Origin of the sequence: Reichenbachiella sp. (assembly GCF_039944555.1) — a bacterium.
GTDB lineage: Bacteria > Bacteroidota > Bacteroidia > Cytophagales > Cyclobacteriaceae > Reichenbachiella.
The window spans coordinates 336,789-360,728 of sequence record NZ_JBDUYN010000004.1; the positions used below are offsets into that span (position 1 = coordinate 336,789).

Below are 23,940 nucleotides of genomic sequence, written 5' to 3' on the forward strand. Positions count from 1 at the left end.
ACTGGGAGGCCTTTATACTTTTATAATTCCTGTATGTGAAGTTATTTTATTATAAAAAATAATTCACTTTTCTAATCAACCCACTTTTCTTTAAACCAGAAGACGGCCATTTCAGCTCTACCCTTTGAGAAATGCTATGACCGAAAAAGTCTATAGGAGCAAAAAAACGATTGATCGAACTCCATTCTCCACTTTGTACCGATTTATCTAGCAATTTTCAACGTGAAAAAGTACGGTTCCAACCAGCAAAAATTCGGTTTCAACGAGTAACGTTTTAAACGCTATTTATTAATCATTTTTTTCTCAAAATTTGGCCATAAAGCAATGGAAAAAAGCAAGATCATCAACCGGTTAGATGCTAATCTCTTTTCTAGGTTTACTGTATTTAAAATACAGAGTGAATATTAAAAAATGAGGGCGAAGACCCGTTTCTTCGGCCTCATAATTTTCTAAAAATAATGACATCTAAAAGACTCTAACAATGGCAACAAAAGTGGAACCTGAAATTTCAAAAAACGGTGCGTCCGTTAATGATTTGAGTAGAAAAATAGAAGAATTAGAGCTCGCACTTAGCAATGCGCAGCAGATTAGGACCGCTGTGGATACAGGCTGGGCATCGATTGAATTTGAACCTAGTGGGATCATTCTTGACACCAACGACAATTGGGTGGAAACTTTGGGCTATAAAAAAAGTGAAATGGTCGGCCAGCATCATAGAATGTTTTGTGATGACAACTACGCATCCTCCTCTGAATACAAGCAGTTCTGGAAAAATTTGGCTGATGGCAAAGTACTGTCAGGCGAATTCCGAAGACTAAAAAAAGGAGGTGAAGCATTCTGGATCAACGCCAGCTATACACCGGTCACTGATCAGAAAGGCAAGGTGATCAAAGTAGTCAAAATCGCTGCAGACATTACTGACATGGTGAATGATCGTATACAGGGAGAAGGGGTCAGATCGGCAGTAGATACAGGCTGGGCGTCCATAGAGTTCAAACCAGATGGTACCATTCTCGATACTAACGAAAACTGGATCAAAACTCTCGGCTATGACAAACAAGAAATGGTAGGTCAGCATCACCGCATGTTTTGCGATGCGACCTATGCCAATTCAACTGAATATAAGCAATTCTGGATGGATCTGGCCGAAGGCCGGGTGCAGTCAGGAGAGTTTCAGCGATTAAAAAAGGGCGGTGAACCGTTTTGGATCAATGCCAGCTATACGCCGATCAAAGACTCGGAAGGAAAAGTAATTAAAGTGATCAAAATTGCTGCCGATGTCACTGATATGGTTAACACGCGGATTCAGGGCGATGCTGTGAAGTCCGCCGTAGATACAGGCTGGGCTTCCATAGAATTCAAGCCGGATGGTACCATTCTCGATACCAATGAAAACTGGATAAAAACGTTGGGTTATACTAAGGATAAAATGGTGGGTCAGCATCACCGCATGTTTTGCGATACGGCTTATGCCAATTCTAATGAGTACAAGCAATTCTGGAAAGATCTGGCCAATGGCCATGTGCAATCAGGCGAATTCTTAAGATATAAAAATGGTGGAGAGGAGCTTTGGATCAACGCCAGCTATACGCCCATCAAAGACGCTGAAGGTAATGTATTCAAGATAATAAAAATAGCAGCAGACATTACAGATATCAAGGTGCCTATACTTCGTGTCAAAGACATCATCACAGACATGGCAGATGGTAATCTGACCAATCGATTTGAAATGAAGTCCGATGGATATGTAGGAGAAATGGGCGAAGCGTTGAATGTGGCATTGGCCAACATGAATAATCTGCTAGGAGACATCAACGAGAGTAGCACGCTATTAGCGACGAGTTCCGAACAAATGTTGACTAAGAGCGACCAAATGCAAGGCACCACACAGGAAGTGGCATCTGCCATAGGACAAATGGCCGAAGGTGTACAGGATCAGGCACGTCAAATAGACGAATCTTCCAAACTCATCGATCAGGTTCGTACGTCAGCCGAGAAAGTGGGTGAGCAGTCTCAAACGATTAATGCTGCAGCCAAAAAAGGCCAGGACAATGCGAAGAAGGGACTAGACACGGTAAAAAAAGTGGTAGACAGCATGACCCAAATTCAGGGAGCAGCAGGAATTACCTCTGAATCAATCGATGTTTTAACCGAAAGGTCAGAGGAAATAGCACGGACACTAAACGTAATCACGGACATAGCCGGCCAAACTAATCTGTTGGCTTTGAATGCCGCAATTGAGGCAGCGAGGGCCGGCGACGCAGGAAGAGGGTTTGCCGTAGTAGCTGAGGAAATACGAAAACTGGCGGAAGACTCCAGAACCTCTGCCGGAGACATAGAAAAGGTGATCAAAGCGGTAGAGAAGGATATCTCTCAAGCCGGAAAGGCCATAGGCGAAATGGGCGATAGTGTTAAAGCAGGAAATGAAGCCTCGAAAGAAGCCGAAACTGTCTTTATGGAAATCGACGAATCCATTATTGAAACTTTAGGCCTTTCAGAAGAAGTGCTAAAGGCTACCGAAGTTCAAAAAACGAGTATAGACGAAACGGTCAAGAACATTGAAAAAATTGTGACCGTCTCTGAAGAAACTTCTTCCGGAACGGAGGAAATAGCTACCTCATCTAAGGACATGAGTGATGGTATGAATGAGTTCAACTCGTCCAGTAGAGGCCTTAGTGATATAGCCAATCAGTTACAGGAAGGGGTCTCCAAATTCAAGCTTACAACTACCGCTTAAGCTAAATCGAATTGTCAAATCTAATAAAGCAAGATGGAACCAGATAATCAACAAGAGGTATTGGAAGAAATAGAGGAGCAGGAGCAAATCGAAGAAGGTACCAGAGAGCAACTGATAGTTTTTAAACTAGGACAGGAAGAGTATGCACTGCCTATTGCCCAGATCAAAGAAGTAGTCCTTACTCCACGTATTTCAGCCATGCCACAGACACCAGATTATGTGAAGGGAATAGCTAACATCAGGGGTAATGTGATCTCAATAATGGATTTTGAAGAAAAATTTGGCCTGAATGGAAGTGCAAAAAAAGGTGTAGGCTCCAATGGCATCAACTATACATTGGTGATAGAAAGTGAAGATTATCATGTAGGTATCCTCGTTAAGGAAGTGCCCAATACATTAACCATTTTATCCTCAAAAATTGATAGCTCCTCCAACATCATGCAGCACTCAACATTGGATGAATCAGTTATAAAAGGGATTGTTAAGGCAAAGGATCGAATGATAATCCTGATTGATGTCTTACTTATGATGCAGAGCGGCGAACTAAAGACAAAACTATAATCACTTTCTTATTCAAGCATAAATGACCGTTGAGCAGATAAGAGTACTCGTTGCCGATGATTCGGGCTTTATGCAATTATTGATAAAAGATATATTAAGCGCAGATAAGACTATTAAGGTGGTAGCCACAGCAGAAAACGGAAAACAAGCGTTGGAGAAGACGAAGTATTATCAACCGGACGTGATCCTCATGGATATGCTTATGCCTAAGTATGATGGGCTTTATGGAGTAGAGATGATTATGCAGGAATGCCCTGCTCCTGTCGTCATCCTCAGCACAGTCGGCAATGACAACATTGGGCCTATTCTTACAGCCTTGAATCTGGGAGCTTTCGATTACCTCAATAAACCTCAGGGGAATACAGCTAAGCTAAGAACCATTGACTCCGAAATCGTAAAAAAGGTAAGACAAGCAGCTAAGGTTGATGTGAAAAAGCTAGTTGCAGGTCGAGCTGAGGTCAATCACCTCAAGCATACCTTTACTGATCAGCGGAACTACGACATCATTGTAATAGGTTCATCTACTGGTGGACCCAATGCGCTTGAAAGAATAATTACCAAATTTCCTCGCAATCTTATTGTGCCGGTCATAATAGCACAACATATGCCTGCGAACTTTGTAAACTCTTTCGCCAGACGACTCAATCTTTTGGTACCACATGAAGTTCTCGTGGCCGAAAAAAGAATGCCAATCGAAGATGGTAAAATATACATCGCACCTGGAGATCGTAATATGATTTTGCGCAAAAACAAGGCCTCTGGTAAGGTAGTAGTAGATTTTGTAGATAAGGTATACCAAGAGTACAACAATCCATCGATCAACTCACTTATGTTGTCCGTAGCTGAGCTTTACGGATCTCAGGCCATTGCGGCTATACTTACCGGCATGGGCCGCGATGGTACCGAGGGAATGAAGGCTATCAAGGCCAAAGGTGGATATGCTGTTGCACAGGATCGCGAAAGCTCTGTCGTCTTTGGCATGCCAAAAGAAGCTATTGCTAGTGGCTGCGTGGATAGAGTGGTCGCCATTGATGAAATGGGAGAATTTATAATTAGTTGTTTGTCCTAAAAACTTGAGAAAATGGATCTTTCAATGAGTGCCCAAGAAGAAGAAGAATTGCTGGAGATGTTTTCCTTTGAAGCACAGGAAATGCATCAGCAACTCAATGAACTATTTACTTCATTCGAAGCCAATCCAGAAAATGATGAGGTAATTGACGAAATCTTCAGAATTACCCATACGCTAAAGGGAAGTGCCATGGGGATGGGTTATGTCGGTATCGCTGATATTTCTCATGTGATGGAAGACATATTTACAGCCATCAAAACAGGAGAATTGGAAACCAGCAAATCCATTTTTACCAGTCTATACAAGGCCTGTGACAAACTGGGAGAACTCATAGCAAATATTAAGACTAAAAAGAAAATTAGCCATAAGGGAATCAAAACCAAACTTGAAGTCATACTTAGGAAAATTCACTCCAACCCTGAAAGCTCACCTGAATCAGGGAGCCAAACCACTCAGGATGATAGACCAGAAGGTAAGGATATGGCCCAAGAGGAAACTATTACTGAAGCGACCCAAGATGATGAGCTAGAGCATGAGTCATTCAATAGCGACCCTGCAGATGAGCTTCCTATTGACAATCAGCCCGCATCGGGCTGGGAAAGATGGAAGCAAAAGCTTAGAAAGCTCTTTCAGCCCTCAAGTAACCACGAAGAAGAATCTCAGGAGCGTTTTAGTGAGCAAGCCATAGAGGCCGAAGAGCCATATGAAGTCGAAAGCGCTCAGGAGGCCTCGAATCCAGAATGGGAAGGAGAGCAATCAACAGCAACCGAGTCAGAGCCATCTCCGGATGGTTTAGAAATGGCAGATTCAAGACCTTCCCTGACCGAAAATGATGAAAATTCTGTTTTGAATCTACTGGACGGAATGAGCGCTGAAATAGCTGAGGAGGATACCGATTTGCTCAAAAACATTCAAGATAAGGTAGCCATTACTGACCTGGTACAGGTACCCATTCGAAAATTAGATAATCTAATGAATCAGGTCGGCCAATTGATTATTGAAAGAGATCGTTTGATGGCCATTAATGCTGTCAATGGCCAACGCAATACGGAGTATGCCGGCTTACAGAGAATAACTTCTGATTTACAATATAGTGTAATGGATGTGCGCCTGGTACAGATCGGAACGCTCTTCAATAAATTCCATCGAATCGCAAGAGATGTCGCAGCCATAGAAAACAAGCAAGTTCAACTTAAAGTAAAAGGAACTGAAGTTGAAATCGATCGGAATATTCTCAAGATCATGAGTGATTCTATGGTTCATTTGATCAGAAATGCAGTGAGCCATGGAATAGAAAGCCCCGAAGATCGTGAAAGGCTAAATAAACCCGAGGAAGCGACGATTACACTCAACGCAAGAAGTGAAAAAGACAATGTAATCATAGAAGTCACGGATGATGGAAAGGGTATAGATGCAGCTGCCATTCGGAAAAAAATATTGGAAAAAGGAATGGTTACGCAGGAATATGCAGACCAACTCAGTGATGATGAAGTGATCATGTTCATTTTTGAGTCCGGGTTTTCCAATGCCGAAAAAGTAAATGAAATTTCCGGACGAGGTGTAGGTATGGATGTGGTAAAAAACTCTACCGAATCCATAGGAGGCCAAATCCTCATTGACACTGAAGTTGGAGTGGGTACAACTATCAGCTTGAAACTCCCTTCCTCGATGGCGGTCAAGGGCGTGCTTTTATTTCAAATGGGTGAGCAGGAATTTGCCTTTGCACTAGCCTATACGGAAGCGGTAATTTCGCTATACAAAAAGGACATCCACAAGGCAGGGATCGGCCTGATGTCCAGCTATCTCAAACAGACCATTTCGGTCGTGTTTTTCAGTGACTTGTTCAACATGAAGGATTTTTCAGAAGTGTATGAACAGGGTACTTTTCATAAGACTTTTGATTCTTATAAGGATGATCAAAAATTTGATGTTATTGTCGTGTCCTATGGCAACAAGTTTATTGGCATCGTGGTGGATAAACTTTTACAGCAAAAGGAGATCATTGAGAAAACCATTCCTAAGCCATTGGACAATAATAAACTTCTGAGTGGAACTACAATATTGGGGAATGGTAATGTTTGCCTGGTCGTGGACGTCGTGGCCATTGCTGATATCCTATACAAGTCCAAGCTCAAAGTTCATGAAACCAAAAATGTATCCTAATCATGATTAAAAATTTGGCACCTGAAGAAGAATATAAAGCGAAATCAATACTTGAGTATGGGGTTGAGAAAACCGCCAATGCACTTGGTTCTATGCTGAACAGAGAGGTGAGTGCGGTGAGAATAGAACTAAAAAAATATGATGATTGGGTGAGCCTGGAGCTGGAGTATGGAAGAACCAACACTGATCATATCATCATGTTGAAAACGGAGTTAGTAGGAGGTGTTGCCGGTATCAATTATTTTTTACTTTCAGAAAGCGAAATGAAAACCATTGGCAAGGCATGCCTTCCGGAAGATCTGGTTAAAGAATCTTCATCAAGCGCTGCAAACTTCCTGGTCGAATTCCTCAAAGAAATAGAAAACGTATTGGCCGCAGCCACTATTTCTGAAATCTCCGATAAGCTTAAAACGGACCTTTTTGGAGATGTACCAAAGATTCAAGCTATTCATGCAGATCGAGTAAATCAAATCATTGAACGCGAAACATACGGATTGCATCCTAGCCTGGTTTTACACTGCCACATGCACGTCCCGGAGTTGGCCATATCTCCGGATTTCTTGTGGTTTTTTAATGCGGCTTTTTTAGAAAAGTTGAAAAGCCTGAGTGAATCAGAATTATTAGAAAACGTGCTTATCGAAAAATGATATCAGAAGAAGAAGTAAAGTCATTAATGATCGCAATGAAAAAAAGATATGGTTTGGATTTTACCAACTATGAGACCAAATCCCTTAATCGAGGCATTACGCGACTGATGAGCAAGCACAAAATGAACGGTATGATTGACCTTTGGGGTAGAATCCTAAAGGATGATGATTTTTTTATGAGTAGCATTGATGATTTACTCGTGAATCTTACCGAACTATTTCGGAACCCAGATGCCTGGATGATGATTCGGGATGAGGTCTTACCTACCTTTAAAAGAGCCAATGAGATTAACATCTGGCATGCCGGCTGCTCTACGGGAGAAGAAATTTACACCATGGCTATTGTGCTAGAAGAATCCAACATGCTATTCAAGTCCAGTATGATGGCTACTGACCTGAGCCAAACCGCATTGAGAAAAGCAAAAAGTGGGATCTACTCGAAAGCTTCTCTCAAGAACTATCTCAAGCCGTTCATGAAATTTTTTCCTGACCGATCTATGGAGGACTATTTTGATTTTGGCGAGAATGGAGCCTGCATTAAGCCCAGATATACTAAAAAGGTGACATTTGATCGGCACAATTTGGTGGAACTCAAAATGGAAAAGAAATTCGACATAATTTTTTGCCGGAATGTGATGATCTATTTTGACTCTGAGTTAAAAAGTAGAATCCTCAATTTCCTAAACGGGTGCTTAAATGATGGCGGATATTTGATTTTAGGTTATTACGACACTATGCCAAATGAAAGCATTGATCTTTTTGACATACACAACAATTCAACCAGAATATATAAAAAACGACTAACACCAATCAAAGAAAGATATGAACAAGAAAGTGTTAATAGTTGATGATTCGGGCTATACCCGCAAGGTGATCAACAGAGCCTTGACAAAAGCGGGATACGAGATAATCGGAGAAGCTGAATCAGGAGAGGCAGCCATTGATATGGCGATAGAAATGCATCCGGATGTTATCACATTAGATAATATTTTGCCAGACATGCTTGGCCTGGATATCCTTAAAGTAATAAAGGAAGAGGGGCTAGATGCCGTAGTCATAATGATTAGTGCAGTAGGACAGCAGTCCACGATATCTGATGTTTTAGAACTTGGGGCAGCAAAATATATTGTAAAACCTTTTACTCCCGGAGATGTAGTCAAGGCGGTAAATGAGTTTGCCAGCTAGTTTGTCCTGAGATATTTAATTCAAATATGCTATGAAGACAGTATTTGTTATAGACGACTCAGGATATATGAGATCCTTGATCAAGAATACGTTAGAAAAAGCGGGTTATCAGATAGTAGGGGAAGCAGGTAGTGGGGAACTAGCCATTGATCTGTGCATTGGACTTAGACCTGATCTGATCACATTAGACAACATATTGCCGGATATGCACGGGCTTGATATCTTAAAAGCCATCAGGGGTGAAGGCGTCGATTCCAAGGTGATAATGGTGAGTGCGCTTGGGCAGGCCAGTATAGTTGAGGAAGCCATTCAACTTGGCGCTCTGGACTATGTGGTTAAGCCCTTCGAGTCAGAAGATTTGATACGGGCAGTGAGCAAGATGTTTGTAAGCAACAAGGTATAGTTTTTGGTGTCAGTTAAAGCATTTCCATTGAACAAATCTATCTGAAGCAATGAAGTTACATGCTTCATAACCTGGGGATTGAGTATTGAAAAATCCTTAAGTCCCTACAATAAAACCCCACACAAAACGACCAATCTGTGCTGAAATTAATATTTCGTAAAAGTACTTATTTGAATAGAGCCTAATCTATTACTTCTTCGAATTTATGGACGATAAACAAGATTAATAGGACGTCTAATTCAAAGAGCAAAAAGTGCATTTCAACTGCCAAATATGGAACGTTAACGAGAATGCTTGATTTCAATACTATTTGGATATAAAATGGTAGATATTTGACCTGAACGGAACTATCAACTAACCCGTATTCTTTTAAACATTTAAAGCTAGAACCATGAAAAGAGTTTTAATTATTGATGATTCAGGATATATGAGACATATGATCAAGAACACATTGGAAAAGGCTGGATACGACGTGGTGGGAGAAGCCGGCAATGGAGAAACAGCCATTGACTTATGTATTGGATTAGAGCCAGATCTAATCACCTTAGACAACATATTGCCAGATATGCATGGACTTGATATTCTTCAGACTATTCGTGAAGACGGGGTTGAGTCTAAGGTTGTAATGGTAAGTGCACTGGGTCAGGCAAGCATCGTTGATGAAGCCAGAGCGCTTGGTGCTTCAAACTATGTTGTAAAACCATTTGAGCCAGAGAATTTGGTTAATGTTGTGAATGGAATGTTTGTGCCCGTTGAGGCTTAAAGACTTATTATAAACATAGGTTTTCCGGATCAAATCGAGAAAAAGTCTGGACCTCTTCTATGGAGGATATCGAAGCCGTAGAGGGGCACCAGGTCCGATGCACCTTTTTGGACCGTGCAGCGTATAGAATTGAGGAAAAAGTATAAAAAAAGGAAGCCTAAAACAGACTTCCTTCGTGGAGCATATCGGAGTCGAACCGATGACCTCTACGCTGCCAGCGTAGCGCTCTAGCCAGCTGAGCTAATGCCCCAAATAATTGGGAAGGCAAATATATATTTATTTTCGATATTATAGCCTAGCGATTAGTCGCTAGGCTATAATATTTTATACCAAAATATTTCCTGTCATTTCCTCTGGAATACCCACTCCCATCAGTGTAAGTATAGTTGGTGCCAAATCTCCCAATTTCCCATCTTTTACAGGATCTTTGATATCTTCATCAGCAAAGATGCAAGGTACAAGATTAGTAGTATGGGCTGTATTAGGCGACCCATCTGCGTTGACCATGATGTCCGAGTTGCCGTGGTCTGCAATGATGATAGTGGTATAGTCATTGGACCTAGCAACATCCACCACCGCTTCGGCACAACTATCAACTGTCTCACAGGCCTTCACAGCTGCTTCGAATACACCAGTATGACCCACCATATCAGGATTGGCGAAATTGAGGCATACAAAATCAACCTCTCCTTTATTCAACTCTGGAATAATAGCATCACGAATATCGGCGGCACTCATTTCAGGCTGAAGGTCGTAAGTTGCTACCTTCGGCGATGGGCACAGCAGTCTTTTTTCGCCGTCAAATTCTTTTTCTCTACCACCGGAAAAGAAGAATGTCACGTGTGGATATTTTTCTGTTTCAGCAATACGGATTTGTTTTTTCCCAGCTCCTTCTAGTACTTCTCCTAATGTGTTTTTGAGGTTGTCCTTATCATACATCACCTTCACTCCTTTGAATGTGTTGTCATAATTGGTCATGGTGACGTAGTTCAATGGCAATTTCTGCATACCATCTTCAGCGAAGTCAAACTGAGTAAGTGCCTCTGTGATTTGTCGTCCTCTGTCTGTTCTGAAATTGAAGCAGATCACGACATCGTTTTCTTTAATCAGTCCTAATGGATTCCCGTTGGCATCAGTTTGGACGATAGGTAGAATAAACTCATCGGTGACATTTTCTGCATAAGAGTCATCTATGGCGGACAGGACGTCTGTAGTCTTTTTCCCTTTTCCACTTACCATAGCGTCATAGGCCAGCTTTACTCGGGGCCATCTTTTGTCCCTGTCCATTGCGTAGTATCTCCCGGTAACAGAAGCAATTTTTCCGGTAGTCTTGTCAAGATGATCTTGCAAATCAGACAGATAGGCCTTTCCGCTCTTTGGATCTGTATCTCGGCCATCAGTAAATGCATGAATCAATACATCATCTAGTCCTTGTGCGGCGGCGCCATCACATAGGGCCTTCAGGTGGCTGATATGAGAATGTATACCGCCATCAGATACCAATCCTATGAAATGAACAGTCTTATTATTGGCTTTGGCATCGCTAAAAGCTTCAAGTAGAGTTTCGTTTTGAGCAAGGCTTCCATCGGCAGCGGCATTATTGAGTTTCACCAAATCCTGATAGACCACTCTGCCTGCTCCTATATTCATATGACCAACCTCTGAGTTTCCCATTTGACCTTCGGGTAGACCTACGGCCAGACCAGATGCTTCCAGTTTGCTATGTGCGTACTTACTATAGCAAGAGTCGATGAAAGGAGTTTTTGCTTTTTTGATTGCTGAGACCTCCGGATTGGTGCCAATACCCCACCCATCCAAAATCATAAGTATTACCTTTTTATTCATACCGCAAATATAGTTTTCTTAAAAGCAGCATTGAAATTTATTCAGAAAAAAGGAGGTAATTTTCAATGAATCAATCCAAATATTAGATGAAATTCAATAATTCGTTAAAAAAATGAAAAATGTGAATTTGTACTAAAGTAAGTTATTTATTGGCAAGCCATTTTTCAGGATCCATTTTTACGTTGTTTTTCCATACCTGAAACTGAAGCTCTGAAATCCCGTCGCTATTAGTGAAGACCTCACCCAAACTCTCATTGGCCCTAAGAACCTGTCCTTTTTTGACGTTAACAGTTTTCAGTTTGGCATAGAGTGTATAATAATCACCATGCTGAACGATGACTACACGATTCATTCCAGGCACGAAGGCAGTTGTTGCAACTTTGCCTTCAAAAACAGCCTTTACCTGAGCATTTTTTTGAGTTTGGATATCCACGCCTTGATTCTCCACCCAGATATTTTTTAAAACCGGATGGGGATGTTTACCAAACCTTTCTGAAACAAAGCCGGATTGTACAGGCCAGGGAAGTCGATTTCTCTTACCTTCGAAAGAGGTAGAAATGCGTGCCATGTCAGCTGTAAGATTGATTGAGTTGGCATTTTTGCCAGCATTGGATTTTTCAATCTCTGCTTTTATAATCTTAGCTAATAATTTATCCAACCTCGTCACAGCTTTTTTGGTCTCCGCAACTTCTGCTCTAAGTTCTTTTTCACGTTTGCTCAGTTCCTGAACTACCTTGCTTTGCTTGTTTTTTAAGGACAGTAAATTCTTATTTTCTTTAACCTTTGATTTGAGTAAAGCATCTTGTTCCTCCTTTTTTACTACCAATACCCCCATTTGCTGGTTAAGCGCATCTCTGACTTTTTCAATCTGTTCTACCTGCACCTCTCGGGCCTTAGTATATTGTTCGAGATATTTGAGTCTTAGAAAGAGCTGGTTGAATGTTTCTGCAGAAAAAAGGAAAGTCAATTTGCTAAATCCCTGATTGGCTTTGTAGGCATCATATATCATCTGCCCGTATTCGTCTTTAAGGTGCTCCAAGTCTGTCTGTAGTGAGTTTACTACGATCGAAAGGTCGCTGATCTCGCCGTTGATAAGTTCTATTTCTTGAGTAATAGAAGAAATAAGAGCTCGTCTTGCCTCAATTTGTTTGTTAAGTGCCTGAAGTTGACCAATAGATGCTTTTTTTTCTGTTTCGGTCTCCTTTAAAATCTTCTGAACCTCAGAGATTTTAGCCAGATTGTCTTTCTTCTCTTTTTCAATCTGAGATTTACTTTTTTGGGCGATGCCCTCGTAAGTACAAAATAGGGTTGTGATCAAAAACAACCATGTAAAGAATTTACATTGGGTCATACTTATCAGGAATGCTAAATGCGAAATTCAAGTCTTCTTTATTGATGCTGATTTTTGAATGTCGAATTTGAACCTTAGATACTTTCTTAGCCTTGTTTCTTTTTGATCGGTAGTTGATTAGCATATTGATTTCCGACGGCACGATTTTGCCATCTACTTTAAGAAAATCTACGTAGTCTATATTCATGGCATTTCTACTGGTATCGCTTACCGCTTGAATCTTCTCTAGCTTCATAGAATTTGAACCTATATAGTTCATAACACTCAAATCGCCTTCCGATTTTTTTACCTTAAAATAACCTTCCTCTTTGTTGATTTCATCTTCATCCGTGATAGGCCAAATTAGGTTACCAATGATGATGGATTCGATTAATTTAAGATCAAAGTCGAAATGATACTTGTTGGATAACTCAGAGACTTTCAATACCTGGTATTCTTTGTGAATCTTATCCAAAATGATAATAGAATCTTTAGTTACTATTCCTCTGGCTGCCTCAATGCCTAAACCTGGGGTAAGAGAGAACCATATGATACTGTCCTTGCGAACCCTGATATTAGCCGTTGCTTTAAGATCACGATTCTCATCTTTATATTTAATTCTTGATTTTATTGACAGATTGTAATAGTCCAGATTATTCAGATTAAGTTGTTCTGATTTGGAGGAAAATATCGCCAATTTTTTGCTACAAGCCGATAAAGCCAACAGGCCTGTGAGGCATAGGATAAATCTATTCATAGAGCTGTTTATCTGCTATTTTTTTATCAAGTGTGGTTGTATCTTCGGCCATATCGCGAGCCGTTTTCCATTGTATAATGGCCTCGTCAATTTTTCCAAGCTTAAACAAGGCATCTCCGTAATGCTCGATTATTGTCGAACTAGGCTCATATAACAGGGCCTGTTTTAAATTCTTTTCTGCTCCAACAAAGTCACCCATCATATAAAGGACCCAGGCATGTGTATCCAGGTAGGTTGAATTCTCAGGATAATCTTTAACCAGCTTTGATGACATCTCAAAAGCTTTGTTCAGATCTTTTTTACGCAGTGATAAGAAGTAACTGTAATTATTGAGCACATGGTCATTATCTGGTTTTGCGTCCAGCGCAATTTCGTAGGCTTCATCGGACTTATTGTGATCGCCCAGGCTATTGTATGCATCTCCAAGCTGACCATGAAATAAACTTTTCATGTTTGCGTCACGGGCAGCATATGATTTTCCTGCATTGAATATTTTGAGTGCATTTTCATAATCTTTTTTAATCAAATATGCTGTACCTCCAAAGTAGTACAGTGTGGCCTGATTGGGGAATATTTCTAGCGCCTGATTGGCATGATCGATGACTCCGTCATAGTCTTCCAATTCTAAATCGAGTGAGAGTATATTTTGCCAAATATTGAAATTTGAGCCGTCAATTTTTACCGCTTTTAGATAGTATTCTCGACCCTTGTGTCTGTTATTGATGTTATAATACAAGTCTCCGGTCATGGCTAAGGCCTGATACGATTTTGGGTGGGTTTCTACAAGGGTTTCCGAAAGCGCAAGAAGTGGTTGATTTAGTTCGTCATTTGGAAGCATAGCCAAATAACCTGCCATTGTTCGTATTTTTCTTGATAAATCTAGCGTGCTGCTTGCAAATGGAATCTCCAACACTTTGATAGCTTCAGCAAATTTCTTTTGCTTACCATAAGCCTCTGATAAAAAAATATAAAGCCGTTCATTGTTTTGATAATGATCAATTTTGGAAAGAATGAACTTTTCGGCCTCTTCATATCTGTCATTTGATAGCATCATTTGGGCTAGAGAAAGAGCGTGAGATGGCTGGTTTGGATACTGCTCAACAAGTTCTTTTCCTTCATTGATGGCTAAATCCAATCGATTCATTTTAAGATATATCTGCTGCCTTTGGATTGTGATTTCTTCCATCTGGCCAAAATGATTCCTCGCCCTTTGATAAGTGTCCAGAGCTTCGGCATATTTTTTCTGATATAACTGCACTGCGGCTAGTTCAAAAAGGTAGTTTTCGGTACCCCCAACCTTGTCTAGCATTTCGATGTAAGTCTTTTCCGCAGCATTTAAGTCGCCCAAGCTAGTTTGTATATGTGTGACCAGCAGATAGTAGTATTTGTTTTCGGGGTTAAAGTTCTTAGCGAATATGGCATGAGGCAGGGCCTTATTCATATCACTACCATCGCTATAGATCTGTGCAATTTTATAGTGTGAAGCAGCATTTTTGGGATCTAATTCCAACACTTTTTGAAAGGCACTCATGGCTTTGGACAGATCTTCGAGCAAAAAATATTTCTCTCCCTCTAAGAAATAGTGATCAACTTCAGCTTTTTCTTCTTCCGTCAGGAATTGTACCCTTTCTATTTTTACCTGCTCCTTGTTTTTTTTCTTTTTCTTTTGGGAAAAAGCGTCATTGCTCCATATCAATAGTAGCGAAAAAAGAAATATGGTACGAAATACTGTCATTGTTGTCTCGATCTAACGATCAATAATAATAATTAGTTAGGGTTCACAAAATTAACGAAAAACCGCTTTACCTTATTGATTTTGACTTCATTGATTTGTTAAAAGTTAATTCCCAGACGTTCTACTTAAAATTTGGATTCCGACTAAACTCAAAGCAAATCCAAATTATTTGATAATTTAAGGAATTTTTAGACCGAAAACCACTCGGCCAGAAAGATGCCTTCGCTCTAAAAAGTATGTTACTAAAACAAATAACAACACACCAAGGTTTCTAAGGATAAAATTAATCAACCAGTTGCCGGAATCGAATTGATAAAAACCGAACACCAAAAAAGAAGAAAACACCACGTAGGAGAGAATTTTATTTACCTGATACGGTACTGGATAGTATTTTTTTCCCAAGATGTAACTAGTGGCGGCCATAGCTAGAAATGAAATCAATGTGACAATGGCACTACCAAAATATCCCATGATTGGGATTAAAACGTAATTCAGCCCGATTGTGATTAGCGCCCCCAATATCGTTATCAAAGCCCCATATATAGTTCGGTCGGTAAGTTTATACCATACAGATAAGTTGTAATAGATTCCATTAAAAAAATATGCCATTAAGAGAAATGGAACAATGTATAACCCTTCTCGATAAATTGGTTTCGAAAGAAACAGCATACCTATTACCTCCAAATTCAATGAGACAGAAACAAAAATGAACGCATTGAATATTGCAAATCCTGTCATGACTCGAGCAAATAAAGCGGGTGAATCCTTACTCTCCGCGTTAGAGAAAAAAAAAGGTTCAGCTGCGTATCTAAAAGCTTGTATCCCGAGCATCATAAAAACGGACAATTTGTAACAAGCACCAAAAATACCCAAAGCGTCCATGCTAGTTTGGTCTTGATAGAAGCCAGCAGGTAGCCAAAACTTCAGTAATGCACGAGATAGCATTTCATTGGTCATGCCCGCTAATCCCATGAAGAGTAATGGAGATGCGTATAATATAATTGGGGTAAATTTTTTTCGACTAAAGGTGAACTTGAAGCCTTTGAACTCTTTAATCAAAAGAATAATTAGTAGGGAATTTGAAATAAGGTTGGATAAAAAAACATACTTGGCTTTAAATTCAAAGTCATAATGCTCAAGCATGAAAGGCCTCCATTGTGGGAACCAGTCTCCTTCGTATATGTTTAGACAGAATACTAGGAAGAATAGGTTCAGAAAAACAGCGAAAGTGATATTAAAAAAACGAATGAAGGCAAATTTTTTGGCCTTTTTACGAAAGCGAAGCCTGGCAAATGGAACTGCAGTTATAGCGTCCACTGTAAGTACCGCAGCCAGCCAGTAGAATACCATTTCTTTGCCTGGGTATTCAAGCCAAACTGCTATATCAGCACCAAACCAGAATAGTAAACTTGCCAGACAGATACTGGACAAAATCAGTGATGATGTTGCCAGGTTAAATAGTCCGCTCTCACCGTCGGGGTCTTTGTTGGAAAACCGAAAATAAGCCGTTTCGATGCCATAGGTGAATACAGGATAGAGGAATGCAGTATAGGCGTAAAGTTCAGTAACTATACCATATTCACCAGGAAGAAACACTGTGGTATAGAGCGGAACAAGTAGGTACGAAATCATTCTGCCTACTATACTACTCAGGCCATACCACATAGTGTCTCCAGCTAATCCTTTGACTGTACTCATGTCTTAGCCAGATTTCTTATTATCATAGATCGAATTAATTATTCGCCCTTGAAATTGGGCTTTCGCTTTTCAAGAAAAGCCAAAGTGCCTTCCTTAAAGTCTTCTGTACCACAACATCTTGAAAAAGAATTAGCCTCAGTCTGATAGCCATTTTCACCCGTTGTAAATACTGCTTTTACACAATCGATGACCATGCCAACAGCAAGCGGTGCTTTTGTTGTAATCTTGGCCAGAATTTCTTCAGCTTTTGAAAGCATTTCTTCTTTGGTATCCACTTTGTAATTGACAAGACCAAGTGAAAGAGCCTCTTCTGCGTCAATCATGTCACCTGTTAGCATGAGCTCAATGGCCTTACCCTTACCAACTAGATGTGTAAGTCGTTGGGTTCCCCCATAACCGGGTATGGCACCCAGGTTCACCTCGGGTTGTCCAAATTTGGCATTTGCGGTTGCGATTCTCATATGGCATGCCATAGCTAATTCACATCCACCACCCAGAGCAAAACCATTAACAGCTGCGATGACTGGCTTCGCCGAACCCTCAATTAGGTCAAAAATTTCTTGCCCCTTTTCGGAAAAATTCCGTCCATTTACCTCATTTAAATTGGCCAATTCGGTAATGTCTGCCCCTGCTACAAACGCCTTTTCACCTGCTCCGGTGAGAATAATGCCTGAAATATCAACATTGTCAATAGCTTCTTCAAAAGTGCCTTTGAGTTCATTCAATGTTTTCTGATTCAGTGCGTTCAATGCCGATTCTCTGTTGATCGTAATCGTCAGGATACCGTCAGAGTTTTGTAAGGCCAGTGTTTCCAATTGATCCATAGTGGTGAATAATGGTTTTTTCAAATCTATTTAATGCTGAGAATTAATACTACGATTGCCAATGTTTTTTACTTAACGTCCAAATTAAGGAATGTCATTTTTGGTCAAAATATTATGTGTTGTCTGATAAAAATTTTCGCGCTTCACTTTATGAACAAACCGTATATTTGCGACGTGATGGAAAACGATATCGACTTTAAAACGTATTTGATTTCAAAGAAAATTGATCCAGATCAATTCAAAAGTGCAGAATCTGAATTGTTTGAAAAACTGGCAATTATCTTTGAACAATCGCACCCAGACAGCTTTACCGCTCAAAAACTTTTTCTGATTAACCCAATCAGACGAAAGTATTTATTGAAAGAGCAAGAAGGTGAATTGCCATCCAAACCCAAAATGAAGTTTAAACCCAAAATAGGATAATTCAAATGTACAAATCATTAGAGTCCAAACTGAAAATTCAACTAGAAGAGATTAAAGAAGCTGGTCTTTTTAAATCAGAAAGAATCATAACCACCCCTCAAGGAGCCGATATAAAAACAAGCGAAGGCAAAGAGGTTATTAATTTTTGTGCAAACAACTATCTTGGTCTTTCTTCACACCCAAAAGTAATTGAGGCAGCCAAAAAGGCCATCGATACACATGGCTTTGGAATGTCTTCCGTGAGATTTATTTGTGGCACCCAGGATATTCACAAAGAGTTGGAAAGAAAAATATCAGATTTCTTAGGTACCGAGGATACCATTCTTTATGCCGCTGCCTTCGATGCCAACGGGGGAGTTTTCGAGCCACTTTTTGGACCTGAAGACGCGATTATTTCTGATTCGCTTAATCATGCTTCAATAATCGACGGCGTAAGATTGTGCAAAGCTCAGCGATACAGATACAATAACAATGACATGGCTGACCTGGAGGCTAAACTAATTGAAGCAAAAGATGCAAAATGCAAAATTATTGTAACCGATGGAGCATTTTCTATGGATGGCACAGTTGCCCAAATGGACAAAATTTGTGACCTGGCAGATAAATATGATGCTTTAGTAATGACTGATGAATGCCACTCAACTGGATTTATGGGTAAAACTGGTCGGGGCGTGCACGAGCTCTGTGGAGTAATGGATCGCGTCGATATTATTACAGGTACGTTGGGTAAAGCTTTGGGTGGAGCTTCCGGAGGGTTTACATCAGGAAAAAAGGAAATAATTGAAATGTTGAGACAGAAATCCCGACCCTATCTGTTTTCAAATACTTTGGCACCTTCAATCGTCGGTGCTTCGATTGCGGTAATTGACATGCTGAGCGAGACTACAGAACTCAGAGATAAGTTGGAAGAAAACACACAATACTTCCGTGAAAAAATGACTGCTGCTGGTTTTGATATCAAACCAGGGCATCATCCGATCGTGCCAATCATGCTTTATGATGCGGTGCTTTCCCAGCAATTTGCTGCCAGACTATTGGAGGAAGGAATCTACGTAATTGGCTTTTACTTTCCCGTCGTTCCTAAAGGTCAGGCCAGAATACGTGTTCAACTGTCAGCTGTTCATGATCAGAATCATTTGGATAAAGCGATAGCCGCATTTACCAAAGTAGGTAAGGAGCTAAAGGTCATTTAATAGATTGCATGAGGTACTTCGTTGATATTTCTTATGACGGCTCGTCTTACCACGGTTGGCAAATTCAAAATAACGCACGCACTGTTCAAGGAGTACTCAATGAAGCCTTATCTACCATATTGAGGACAGATATTTCGAGTATTGGAAGTGGCAGAACGGACACAGGTGTTCATGCAATCATGCAAATGGTTCATTTTGACCACGAAAAAGAAATTGACGCGGATCAGCTAATGGCTAAGCTAAATAGTCTGTTGCCTAAGGACATTGCCATTAATCACTTGATGCGAGTTAAAGAAAGCGCCAGTGCCAGGTTTGATGCCATGTCTCGAGGCTACGTCTACAAGATGCATAAGCACAAAAGCCCTTTCAAAGAAGGGCAGTCGTATCATTTCAATCAGTCTCTCGATCTAGAGCAGATGAATCTTTGTTGTGATTTGATCAAAAAATGGGAGGATTTTGAGGCTATGAGCAAGGTCAAAACTGAGGTCAATAACTTTAATTGTGAAATATTTAATGCCAATTGGGAAAAGCATAACGATGGGACTCATTTTCACGTAAGTGCGAATAGATTTTTGAGGGGAATGGTTAGAGCACTTGTAGGTACCATGCTAGAGGTCGGTCAGGCACGCATGTCGATATCAGATTTTCAAAAAGTGTTAGAAAGCAAGGATAGGAAAAAAGCAGGCCGTTCTGTTCCGGCACATGGTCTATATTTGCGGGACATTACCTACCCAAAAGACATTTATCTTTAACTCAGTTCACGTTTAATTTAGTTTGGAAAAAGAAAAAGTTGACGGCAAAATACTCGATTTCAAAGTCTTAAAAAGGATATTTGTCTTCGCGAAGCCGTATATGTCTCAATTTTGGTTATTGGTATTGTTGACTATAGCCTTGGCAATACTGGTCCCAATCAGACCCTATTTAATTCAGATCACTATTGACAACGAAGTTGCCAATGGGGATTTTGATGGATTGATATTTATGATTGGTTTGTTGGTGACACTTCTAGTTGCACAAGCATTTGTACAATACGGCCACACGTACCTCTCGAGCTGGTTGGGTCAATATATCATTCGAGATATTCGCACAAACCTTTATGAACATATTCAAAAGCTCAAGCTCAAGTTTTTTGATAAGACTCCTATAGGAAGATTGGTGACTAGAAACATCTCGGACATCGAAACACTGGCGGACGTCTTTAGCCAGGGGATCGCCATGATGATCGGGGACCTACTTCAGTTGGTAGTTATTTTAATCTTTATGTTCTATACAGATTGGAAACTTACTTTAGTTAGCTTGTCCACTCTGCCTGTGCTAGTTTTCTCGACTTATATTTTCAAAGAGAAAATCAAGGTATCTTTCAATAGAGTTCGCACGGCTGTTTCCAACTTAAATTCCTTTGTACAAGAGCACATTACTGGCATGAGCATTGTCCAGATTTTTAATAGTGAAGAAAGAGAACTAAAAAAATTCAAGGAAATCAATCGAGAACACAAAAAGGCAAACGTTAAGTCTGTGATGTACTACTCGGTGTATTTTCCTGTGGCGGAGGTTATTCAGGCGATTGGAATTGGTTTGGTCGTATGGTATGGAGCCGTAAAGATGATAGATGCCCAATATCAGCCTGGCGTGCTAATCGCTTTTATCATGTATATTCAGATGTTTTTTCGCCCTATAAGAATGATTGCCGATCGGTTCAACACGCTTCAAATGGGAATAGTAAGTTCAAATCGATTAATCGATTTGTTAGAAAATGATGAACATATTTCAAATGAAGGCTCCCTCAATCCCATGCAACTGGAGGGAAGGGTGAAGTTTACAGATGTATGGTTCGCTTATAATGATGAAGACTATGTGTTAAAAAACATCAACTTTGATGTAGATTCAGGCCAGACCATTGCTTTGGTTGGAGCAACTGGTGCAGGTAAATCATCCATTATTAATTTACTGAGTCGTTTTTATGATATCAACCAGGGGACTATTGAAGTTGATGGGCATAATATTCATGAATTTGAGCTAAATGCCTTGCGTCGTAACATTGGTGTTGTATTGCAGGATGTTTTTTTGTTTTCTGATTCGATTGAAAAAAATATAACCTTAGGTAACACGGATATTTCTTCAGAGCAAATAATGGAGGCTGCAGAACTGGTTGGTGCACGAGAATTTATCGAACGATTGCCTGGAGGGCTGGATTACAATGTCATGGAACGCGGCTCAACGTTATCCGTAGGTCAGCGTCAGCTGATTTCATTCGTCCGGGCCATGGTCTATGATCCCAAGATTATTGTTCTCGATGAGGCCACTTCGAGTGTTGATACGGAAACGGAAGAATTAATTCAGCTGGCGATTGATCGTATGATGAAAGGCCGTACCTCTATTGTTATTGCCCACAGGCTTTCTACAATTCAGCACGCAGACAAAATTCTTGTCTTGGAGCAAGGAGAGATAAAAGAATCTGGTTCGCACGACGAATTACTTGCAAAAGAGGGTTATTATGCACAACTTCATAGCATGCAATACAAGGAGCTAAAGAACAAAATCGCTTGAAACACTCGCCGAAAATATTTTTGATAGGCATGCCGGGTTCTGGTAAGTCTACTTTGGGAAAAGAATTGGCTGAAAAGCTTAATAGGAACTTTTTCGATCTTGATGAAGAAATTGAACGCATGGCTGGCTGGGTTATCCCAGATATATTTGCTCAGGTAGGGGAAGATTACTTTCGTGAACTGGAAAAAAGTGTGTTGTTGATGCTGATTCGACTAAACGAACCAGCGGTAATTGCCACGGGAGGAGGCACACCCTGCTTCTATGACAACATGACTCTGATGAATATGTCCGGTACCACTGTCTTTCTTGATACTCCAATGGAAACTTTGGTGGAACGTGTGCAAGAAGACAAGAAGAGTCGTCCGCTGATAGGACAAATGAGTGACTCCACTCTGGAATCTGATATGGAGGCTCTATATAATAAGAGGCTTCCTTATTACAAGAAAGCCTCATTCACTACCAATTCTAAACTGGACGATATTGTCCAATTTCTAGATTCTGTCAAAAGTTGACCCCGAAGGTCACTGATACATTTAAGTTCTTGTTTTCTGTAAAAGCTGTAGGGCTAATGTTCAAATTTGGATCGTCAAAGGAGTAAATGGTATATGGACTTCTAGCCGTATTCCACTTAGAATGAACAGCAGATACATCAACAAAGAATTCTTGATTTCTATAACCCAATCCTGCTGATATTTTTTTGATACTATTGTCAATTCCACTGCTCAAGTATGGGTCTCCTTCATAGCTATAACCCCCTCTTAATCTGAATGCATCCAGGCGTATTTCACTTCCAACTCTGAAATTTATAGTGTTTTGGTAAAGAGATTTTATAGTTTGATTATCTTCAGAAACATTAAAGTCACTTGATTTTAGCTTGGCTGACGAATAATCAATAAAATCAACATCGGCCGAGATAAACCCATGCTTACCAAGGAAGAAGGCTGCACCGGTTGTTAGCTTGAATGGAGTCGTAATGTTGTATGAGGATTCGCTAAAGTATTCATCGTAGAAGTCTTGAAGCACAATTGAGGAGTCAGCGGTAATGGCATATTCCCAATTGTTGTAAGAAGTAAATAAATCTTCAGAACTTTCCTCTCTCATGCCATAATAAGTAGGCGTGGTTGCCGACACTCCAATTCTTAGAAAATCGGCGGGGCGTGCTATAAGTCCAAATGTTCCACTTATTCCTGTTCCCCGTACATCTAAAGTTGTTCTAGTACTAACTTCATTGATCGCGTCATCGGGTGCGTTGTTGTACAGAAATTCCGACTCGGTATAGGTGTTTTCTTTTGTATATCTGATTGAGTTAATACTTAAACTAGCGCCGAAATAAAGGATATCATCATAATTTCCTCCGGCGGCAAAGTCCCACTGATACTGACTGCCCTTACTGGTAAGCACCTCAATCTGGCGTGGGAAGTCTCCAATGAACTTATTATACCCATTGGGTTCATTTGGGTCAACAAAATCATTGATTAAATAGTGGTTATAGGCGTCGTAGACAATACCAAGATTTCCGAGCTGATCTACAGGAGTACCCCATGCTTGGTCAAGCCAGGATTCCACAATGGAAGATCTGCTGATACCACTCTCAGATGGGGTTGTGTTAAACCCATCATATCTGATATCGCTATGAAAGTTGTTTTCTCGAGTTACCGTAATGGCAAATGACCCTCCTTTGAATTTACTCGTTTCAATGTCGCTATTTGCAAAATTGAAAATGACTCCCAAATTAGCAATGTTGAAATTTGCCTTGTAGTCATCGGTTAATTCTCCAAAATATTCAGACTCACTGTTGTAGAAATTAATTGAGGGCGTAAAGGTGACCACAGAGCTTCTATTGAAACCTAGTCCTGCGGGATTGGCATAGGCTGAATTGATGTCACCACCTAGCGCAACTTGTGCTCCTCCCAGCGCCTGAGTTCTGGCAGTCCCAATAGAATTAGTCCTGCTGAATTGCAATGCGTCGTTGTAGTATCCAAACTGAGCCTGCGTAGAAAAAACGCACACCACGAGCATTAAACCTAAAAAAAATAGCCTCTTCATACTTCGATTTTTTT

At 40.4% G+C, this 23,940-nt stretch carries 21 protein-coding genes and 1 tRNA gene; 14 read left to right on the forward strand and 8 right to left on the reverse strand.

The features are described from left to right. Positions 1-481 precede the first annotated feature (481 nt). The 9 genes from ABJD64_RS02950 (at position 482) to ABJD64_RS02990 (ending at position 9,528) form a co-directional block, all read left to right on the forward strand. Entirely contained in the window at positions 482-2,737 is a 2,256-nt protein-coding gene (locus tag ABJD64_RS02950; RefSeq protein WP_348177249.1) for a PAS domain-containing protein, read from the forward strand. A gap of 33 nt (positions 2,738-2,770) precedes the next feature. Continuing rightward, the gene (locus ABJD64_RS02955; RefSeq protein WP_348177250.1) at positions 2,771-3,298 is read left to right on the forward strand and encodes a chemotaxis protein CheW; all 528 of its coding nucleotides are present in this window, start codon (positions 2,771-2,773) and stop codon (positions 3,296-3,298) included. Between the two features lie 22 nt (positions 3,299-3,320). Continuing rightward, entirely contained in the window at positions 3,321-4,367 is a 1,047-nt protein-coding gene (gene cheB, locus ABJD64_RS02960; protein WP_348177252.1) for a chemotaxis-specific protein-glutamate methyltransferase CheB, read from the forward strand. Positions 4,368-4,379: 12 nt separating this feature from the next. Then, positions 4,380-6,530: a chemotaxis protein CheA gene (locus ABJD64_RS02965; RefSeq protein ID WP_348177253.1), complete on the forward strand. Its 2,151-nt coding sequence runs from the start codon at positions 4,380-4,382 to the stop codon at positions 6,528-6,530. A 2-nt stretch (positions 6,531-6,532) separates the two neighbouring features. Continuing rightward, entirely contained in the window at positions 6,533-7,177 is a 645-nt protein-coding gene (locus ABJD64_RS02970) for a hypothetical protein (RefSeq protein WP_348177255.1), read from the forward strand. Next, on the forward strand, positions 7,174-8,025 hold the full coding sequence (locus ABJD64_RS02975) for a protein-glutamate O-methyltransferase CheR (protein ID WP_348177256.1): 852 nt from the start codon (positions 7,174-7,176) through the stop codon (positions 8,023-8,025). The genes ABJD64_RS02970 and ABJD64_RS02975 overlap by 4 nt, the downstream gene beginning before the upstream one ends. Further along, on the forward strand, positions 8,000-8,362 hold the full coding sequence (locus ABJD64_RS02980) for a response regulator (protein ID WP_348177258.1): 363 nt from the start codon (positions 8,000-8,002) through the stop codon (positions 8,360-8,362). The genes ABJD64_RS02975 and ABJD64_RS02980 overlap by 26 nt, the downstream gene beginning before the upstream one ends. Before the next feature lie 31 nt (positions 8,363-8,393). Further along, a complete protein-coding gene (locus tag ABJD64_RS02985; protein WP_348177260.1) occupies positions 8,394-8,765 on the forward strand; it encodes a response regulator in 372 nt (123 codons plus the stop codon). A gap of 391 nt (positions 8,766-9,156) precedes the next feature. After that, positions 9,157-9,528, forward strand: coding sequence for a response regulator (locus ABJD64_RS02990; protein ID WP_348177262.1), 372 nt, complete (start codon positions 9,157-9,159; stop codon positions 9,526-9,528). Between the two features lie 176 nt (positions 9,529-9,704). Here the strand turns inward: ABJD64_RS02990 and ABJD64_RS02995 are convergent. The 7 genes from ABJD64_RS02995 to ABJD64_RS03025 form a co-directional block, all read right to left on the reverse strand. Next, positions 9,705-9,778: transfer RNA gene (locus ABJD64_RS02995), tRNA-Ala, on the reverse strand. 74 nt (positions 9,779-9,852) lie between these two features. Next, positions 9,853-11,373, reverse strand: coding sequence for a 2,3-bisphosphoglycerate-independent phosphoglycerate mutase (gene gpmI / locus ABJD64_RS03000; RefSeq protein ID WP_348177264.1), 1,521 nt, complete (start codon positions 11,371-11,373; stop codon positions 9,853-9,855). Between the two features lie 142 nt (positions 11,374-11,515). Beyond that, complete coding sequence (locus ABJD64_RS03005; RefSeq protein ID WP_348177266.1) at positions 11,516-12,724, reverse strand: peptidoglycan DD-metalloendopeptidase family protein; 1,209 nt, start codon at positions 12,722-12,724, stop codon at positions 11,516-11,518. Continuing rightward, positions 12,711-13,460 (reverse strand): DUF4292 domain-containing protein, encoded by a 750-nt coding sequence (locus tag ABJD64_RS03010; protein WP_348177268.1) that lies wholly within the window; start codon positions 13,458-13,460, stop codon positions 12,711-12,713. The genes ABJD64_RS03005 and ABJD64_RS03010 overlap by 14 nt, the downstream gene beginning before the upstream one ends. After that, positions 13,453-15,195 carry a tetratricopeptide repeat protein gene (locus tag ABJD64_RS03015; RefSeq protein WP_348177270.1) on the reverse strand — a complete coding sequence of 581 codons (1,743 nt, stop codon included), beginning with the start codon at positions 15,193-15,195 and terminating at the stop codon, positions 13,453-13,455. Before ABJD64_RS03015 ends, ABJD64_RS03010 begins: the two co-directional genes overlap by 8 nt. Positions 15,196-15,372: 177 nt before the next feature. Next, entirely contained in the window at positions 15,373-16,893 is a 1,521-nt protein-coding gene (locus tag ABJD64_RS03020) for an oligosaccharide flippase family protein (protein WP_348177272.1), read from the reverse strand. Positions 16,894-16,931: 38 nt separating this feature from the next. Then, the gene (locus tag ABJD64_RS03025) at positions 16,932-17,717 is read right to left on the reverse strand and encodes an enoyl-CoA hydratase-related protein (RefSeq protein ID WP_348177981.1); all 786 of its coding nucleotides are present in this window, start codon (positions 17,715-17,717) and stop codon (positions 16,932-16,934) included. A 177-nt stretch (positions 17,718-17,894) separates the two neighbouring features. Between ABJD64_RS03025 and ABJD64_RS03030 the strand changes: the two genes are divergently transcribed. From ABJD64_RS03030 to ABJD64_RS03050, 5 genes are read left to right on the forward strand one after another with little or no spacing between them, the layout of a single operon-like run. Continuing rightward, complete coding sequence (locus ABJD64_RS03030) at positions 17,895-18,140, forward strand: hypothetical protein (protein WP_348177274.1); 246 nt, start codon at positions 17,895-17,897, stop codon at positions 18,138-18,140. A 5-nt stretch (positions 18,141-18,145) separates the two neighbouring features. Beyond that, positions 18,146-19,333, forward strand: a complete 1,188-nt coding sequence (gene kbl / locus ABJD64_RS03035) for a glycine C-acetyltransferase (RefSeq protein WP_348177276.1) — start codon at positions 18,146-18,148, stop codon at positions 19,331-19,333. Between the two features lie 8 nt (positions 19,334-19,341). Continuing rightward, complete coding sequence (gene truA, locus ABJD64_RS03040; protein WP_348177278.1) at positions 19,342-20,085, forward strand: tRNA pseudouridine(38-40) synthase TruA; 744 nt, start codon at positions 19,342-19,344, stop codon at positions 20,083-20,085. A gap of 22 nt (positions 20,086-20,107) precedes the next feature. Beyond that, the gene (locus ABJD64_RS03045; RefSeq protein ID WP_348177280.1) at positions 20,108-21,880 is read left to right on the forward strand and encodes an ABC transporter ATP-binding protein; all 1,773 of its coding nucleotides are present in this window, start codon (positions 20,108-20,110) and stop codon (positions 21,878-21,880) included. Beyond that, positions 21,877-22,392: a shikimate kinase gene (locus ABJD64_RS03050; RefSeq protein WP_348177282.1), complete on the forward strand. Its 516-nt coding sequence runs from the start codon at positions 21,877-21,879 to the stop codon at positions 22,390-22,392. Before ABJD64_RS03045 ends, ABJD64_RS03050 begins: the two co-directional genes overlap by 4 nt. Here the strand turns inward: ABJD64_RS03050 and ABJD64_RS03055 are convergent. Continuing rightward, positions 22,382-23,926 carry a hypothetical protein gene (locus ABJD64_RS03055; RefSeq protein WP_348177284.1) on the reverse strand — a complete coding sequence of 515 codons (1,545 nt, stop codon included), beginning with the start codon at positions 23,924-23,926 and terminating at the stop codon, positions 22,382-22,384. The genes ABJD64_RS03050 and ABJD64_RS03055 overlap by 11 nt on opposite strands. Positions 23,927-23,940 lie beyond the last annotated feature (14 nt).

Excerpts from the sequence above, each read along its gene's own strand:
- ABJD64_RS03010 (WP_348177268.1), bottom strand. The coding sequence starts at position 13,460 with ATGAATAGATTTATCCTATGCCTCACAGGCCTGTTGGCTTTATCGGCT.
- ABJD64_RS02955 (WP_348177250.1), top strand. The coding sequence starts at position 2,771 with ATGGAACCAGATAATCAACAAGAGGTATTGGAAGAAATAGAGGAGCAG.
- ABJD64_RS03015 (WP_348177270.1), bottom strand. The coding sequence starts at position 15,195 with ATGACAGTATTTCGTACCATATTTCTTTTTTCGCTACTATTGATATGG.
- cheB (WP_348177252.1), top strand. The coding sequence starts at position 3,321 with ATGACCGTTGAGCAGATAAGAGTACTCGTTGCCGATGATTCGGGCTTT.
- ABJD64_RS03025 (WP_348177981.1), bottom strand. The coding sequence starts at position 17,717 with ATGGATCAATTGGAAACACTGGCCTTACAAAACTCTGACGGTATCCTG.
- ABJD64_RS02975 (WP_348177256.1), top strand. The coding sequence starts at position 7,174 with ATGATATCAGAAGAAGAAGTAAAGTCATTAATGATCGCAATGAAAAAA.
- gpmI (WP_348177264.1), bottom strand. The coding sequence starts at position 11,373 with ATGAATAAAAAGGTAATACTTATGATTTTGGATGGGTGGGGTATTGGC.
- ABJD64_RS03055 (WP_348177284.1), bottom strand. The coding sequence starts at position 23,926 with ATGAAGAGGCTATTTTTTTTAGGTTTAATGCTCGTGGTGTGCGTTTTT.
- ABJD64_RS02965 (WP_348177253.1), top strand. The coding sequence starts at position 4,380 with ATGGATCTTTCAATGAGTGCCCAAGAAGAAGAAGAATTGCTGGAGATG.
- ABJD64_RS03020 (WP_348177272.1), bottom strand. The coding sequence starts at position 16,893 with ATGAGTACAGTCAAAGGATTAGCTGGAGACACTATGTGGTATGGCCTG.
- ABJD64_RS02990 (WP_348177262.1), top strand. The coding sequence starts at position 9,157 with ATGAAAAGAGTTTTAATTATTGATGATTCAGGATATATGAGACATATG.
- truA (WP_348177278.1), top strand. The coding sequence starts at position 19,342 with ATGAGGTACTTCGTTGATATTTCTTATGACGGCTCGTCTTACCACGGT.
- ABJD64_RS02950 (WP_348177249.1), top strand. The coding sequence starts at position 482 with ATGGCAACAAAAGTGGAACCTGAAATTTCAAAAAACGGTGCGTCCGTT.
- ABJD64_RS03030 (WP_348177274.1), top strand. The coding sequence starts at position 17,895 with ATGGAAAACGATATCGACTTTAAAACGTATTTGATTTCAAAGAAAATT.
- kbl (WP_348177276.1), top strand. The coding sequence starts at position 18,146 with ATGTACAAATCATTAGAGTCCAAACTGAAAATTCAACTAGAAGAGATT.
- ABJD64_RS02970 (WP_348177255.1), top strand. The coding sequence starts at position 6,533 with ATGATTAAAAATTTGGCACCTGAAGAAGAATATAAAGCGAAATCAATA.
- ABJD64_RS03005 (WP_348177266.1), bottom strand. The coding sequence starts at position 12,724 with ATGACCCAATGTAAATTCTTTACATGGTTGTTTTTGATCACAACCCTA.
- ABJD64_RS02980 (WP_348177258.1), top strand. The coding sequence starts at position 8,000 with ATGAACAAGAAAGTGTTAATAGTTGATGATTCGGGCTATACCCGCAAG.
- ABJD64_RS02985 (WP_348177260.1), top strand. The coding sequence starts at position 8,394 with ATGAAGACAGTATTTGTTATAGACGACTCAGGATATATGAGATCCTTG.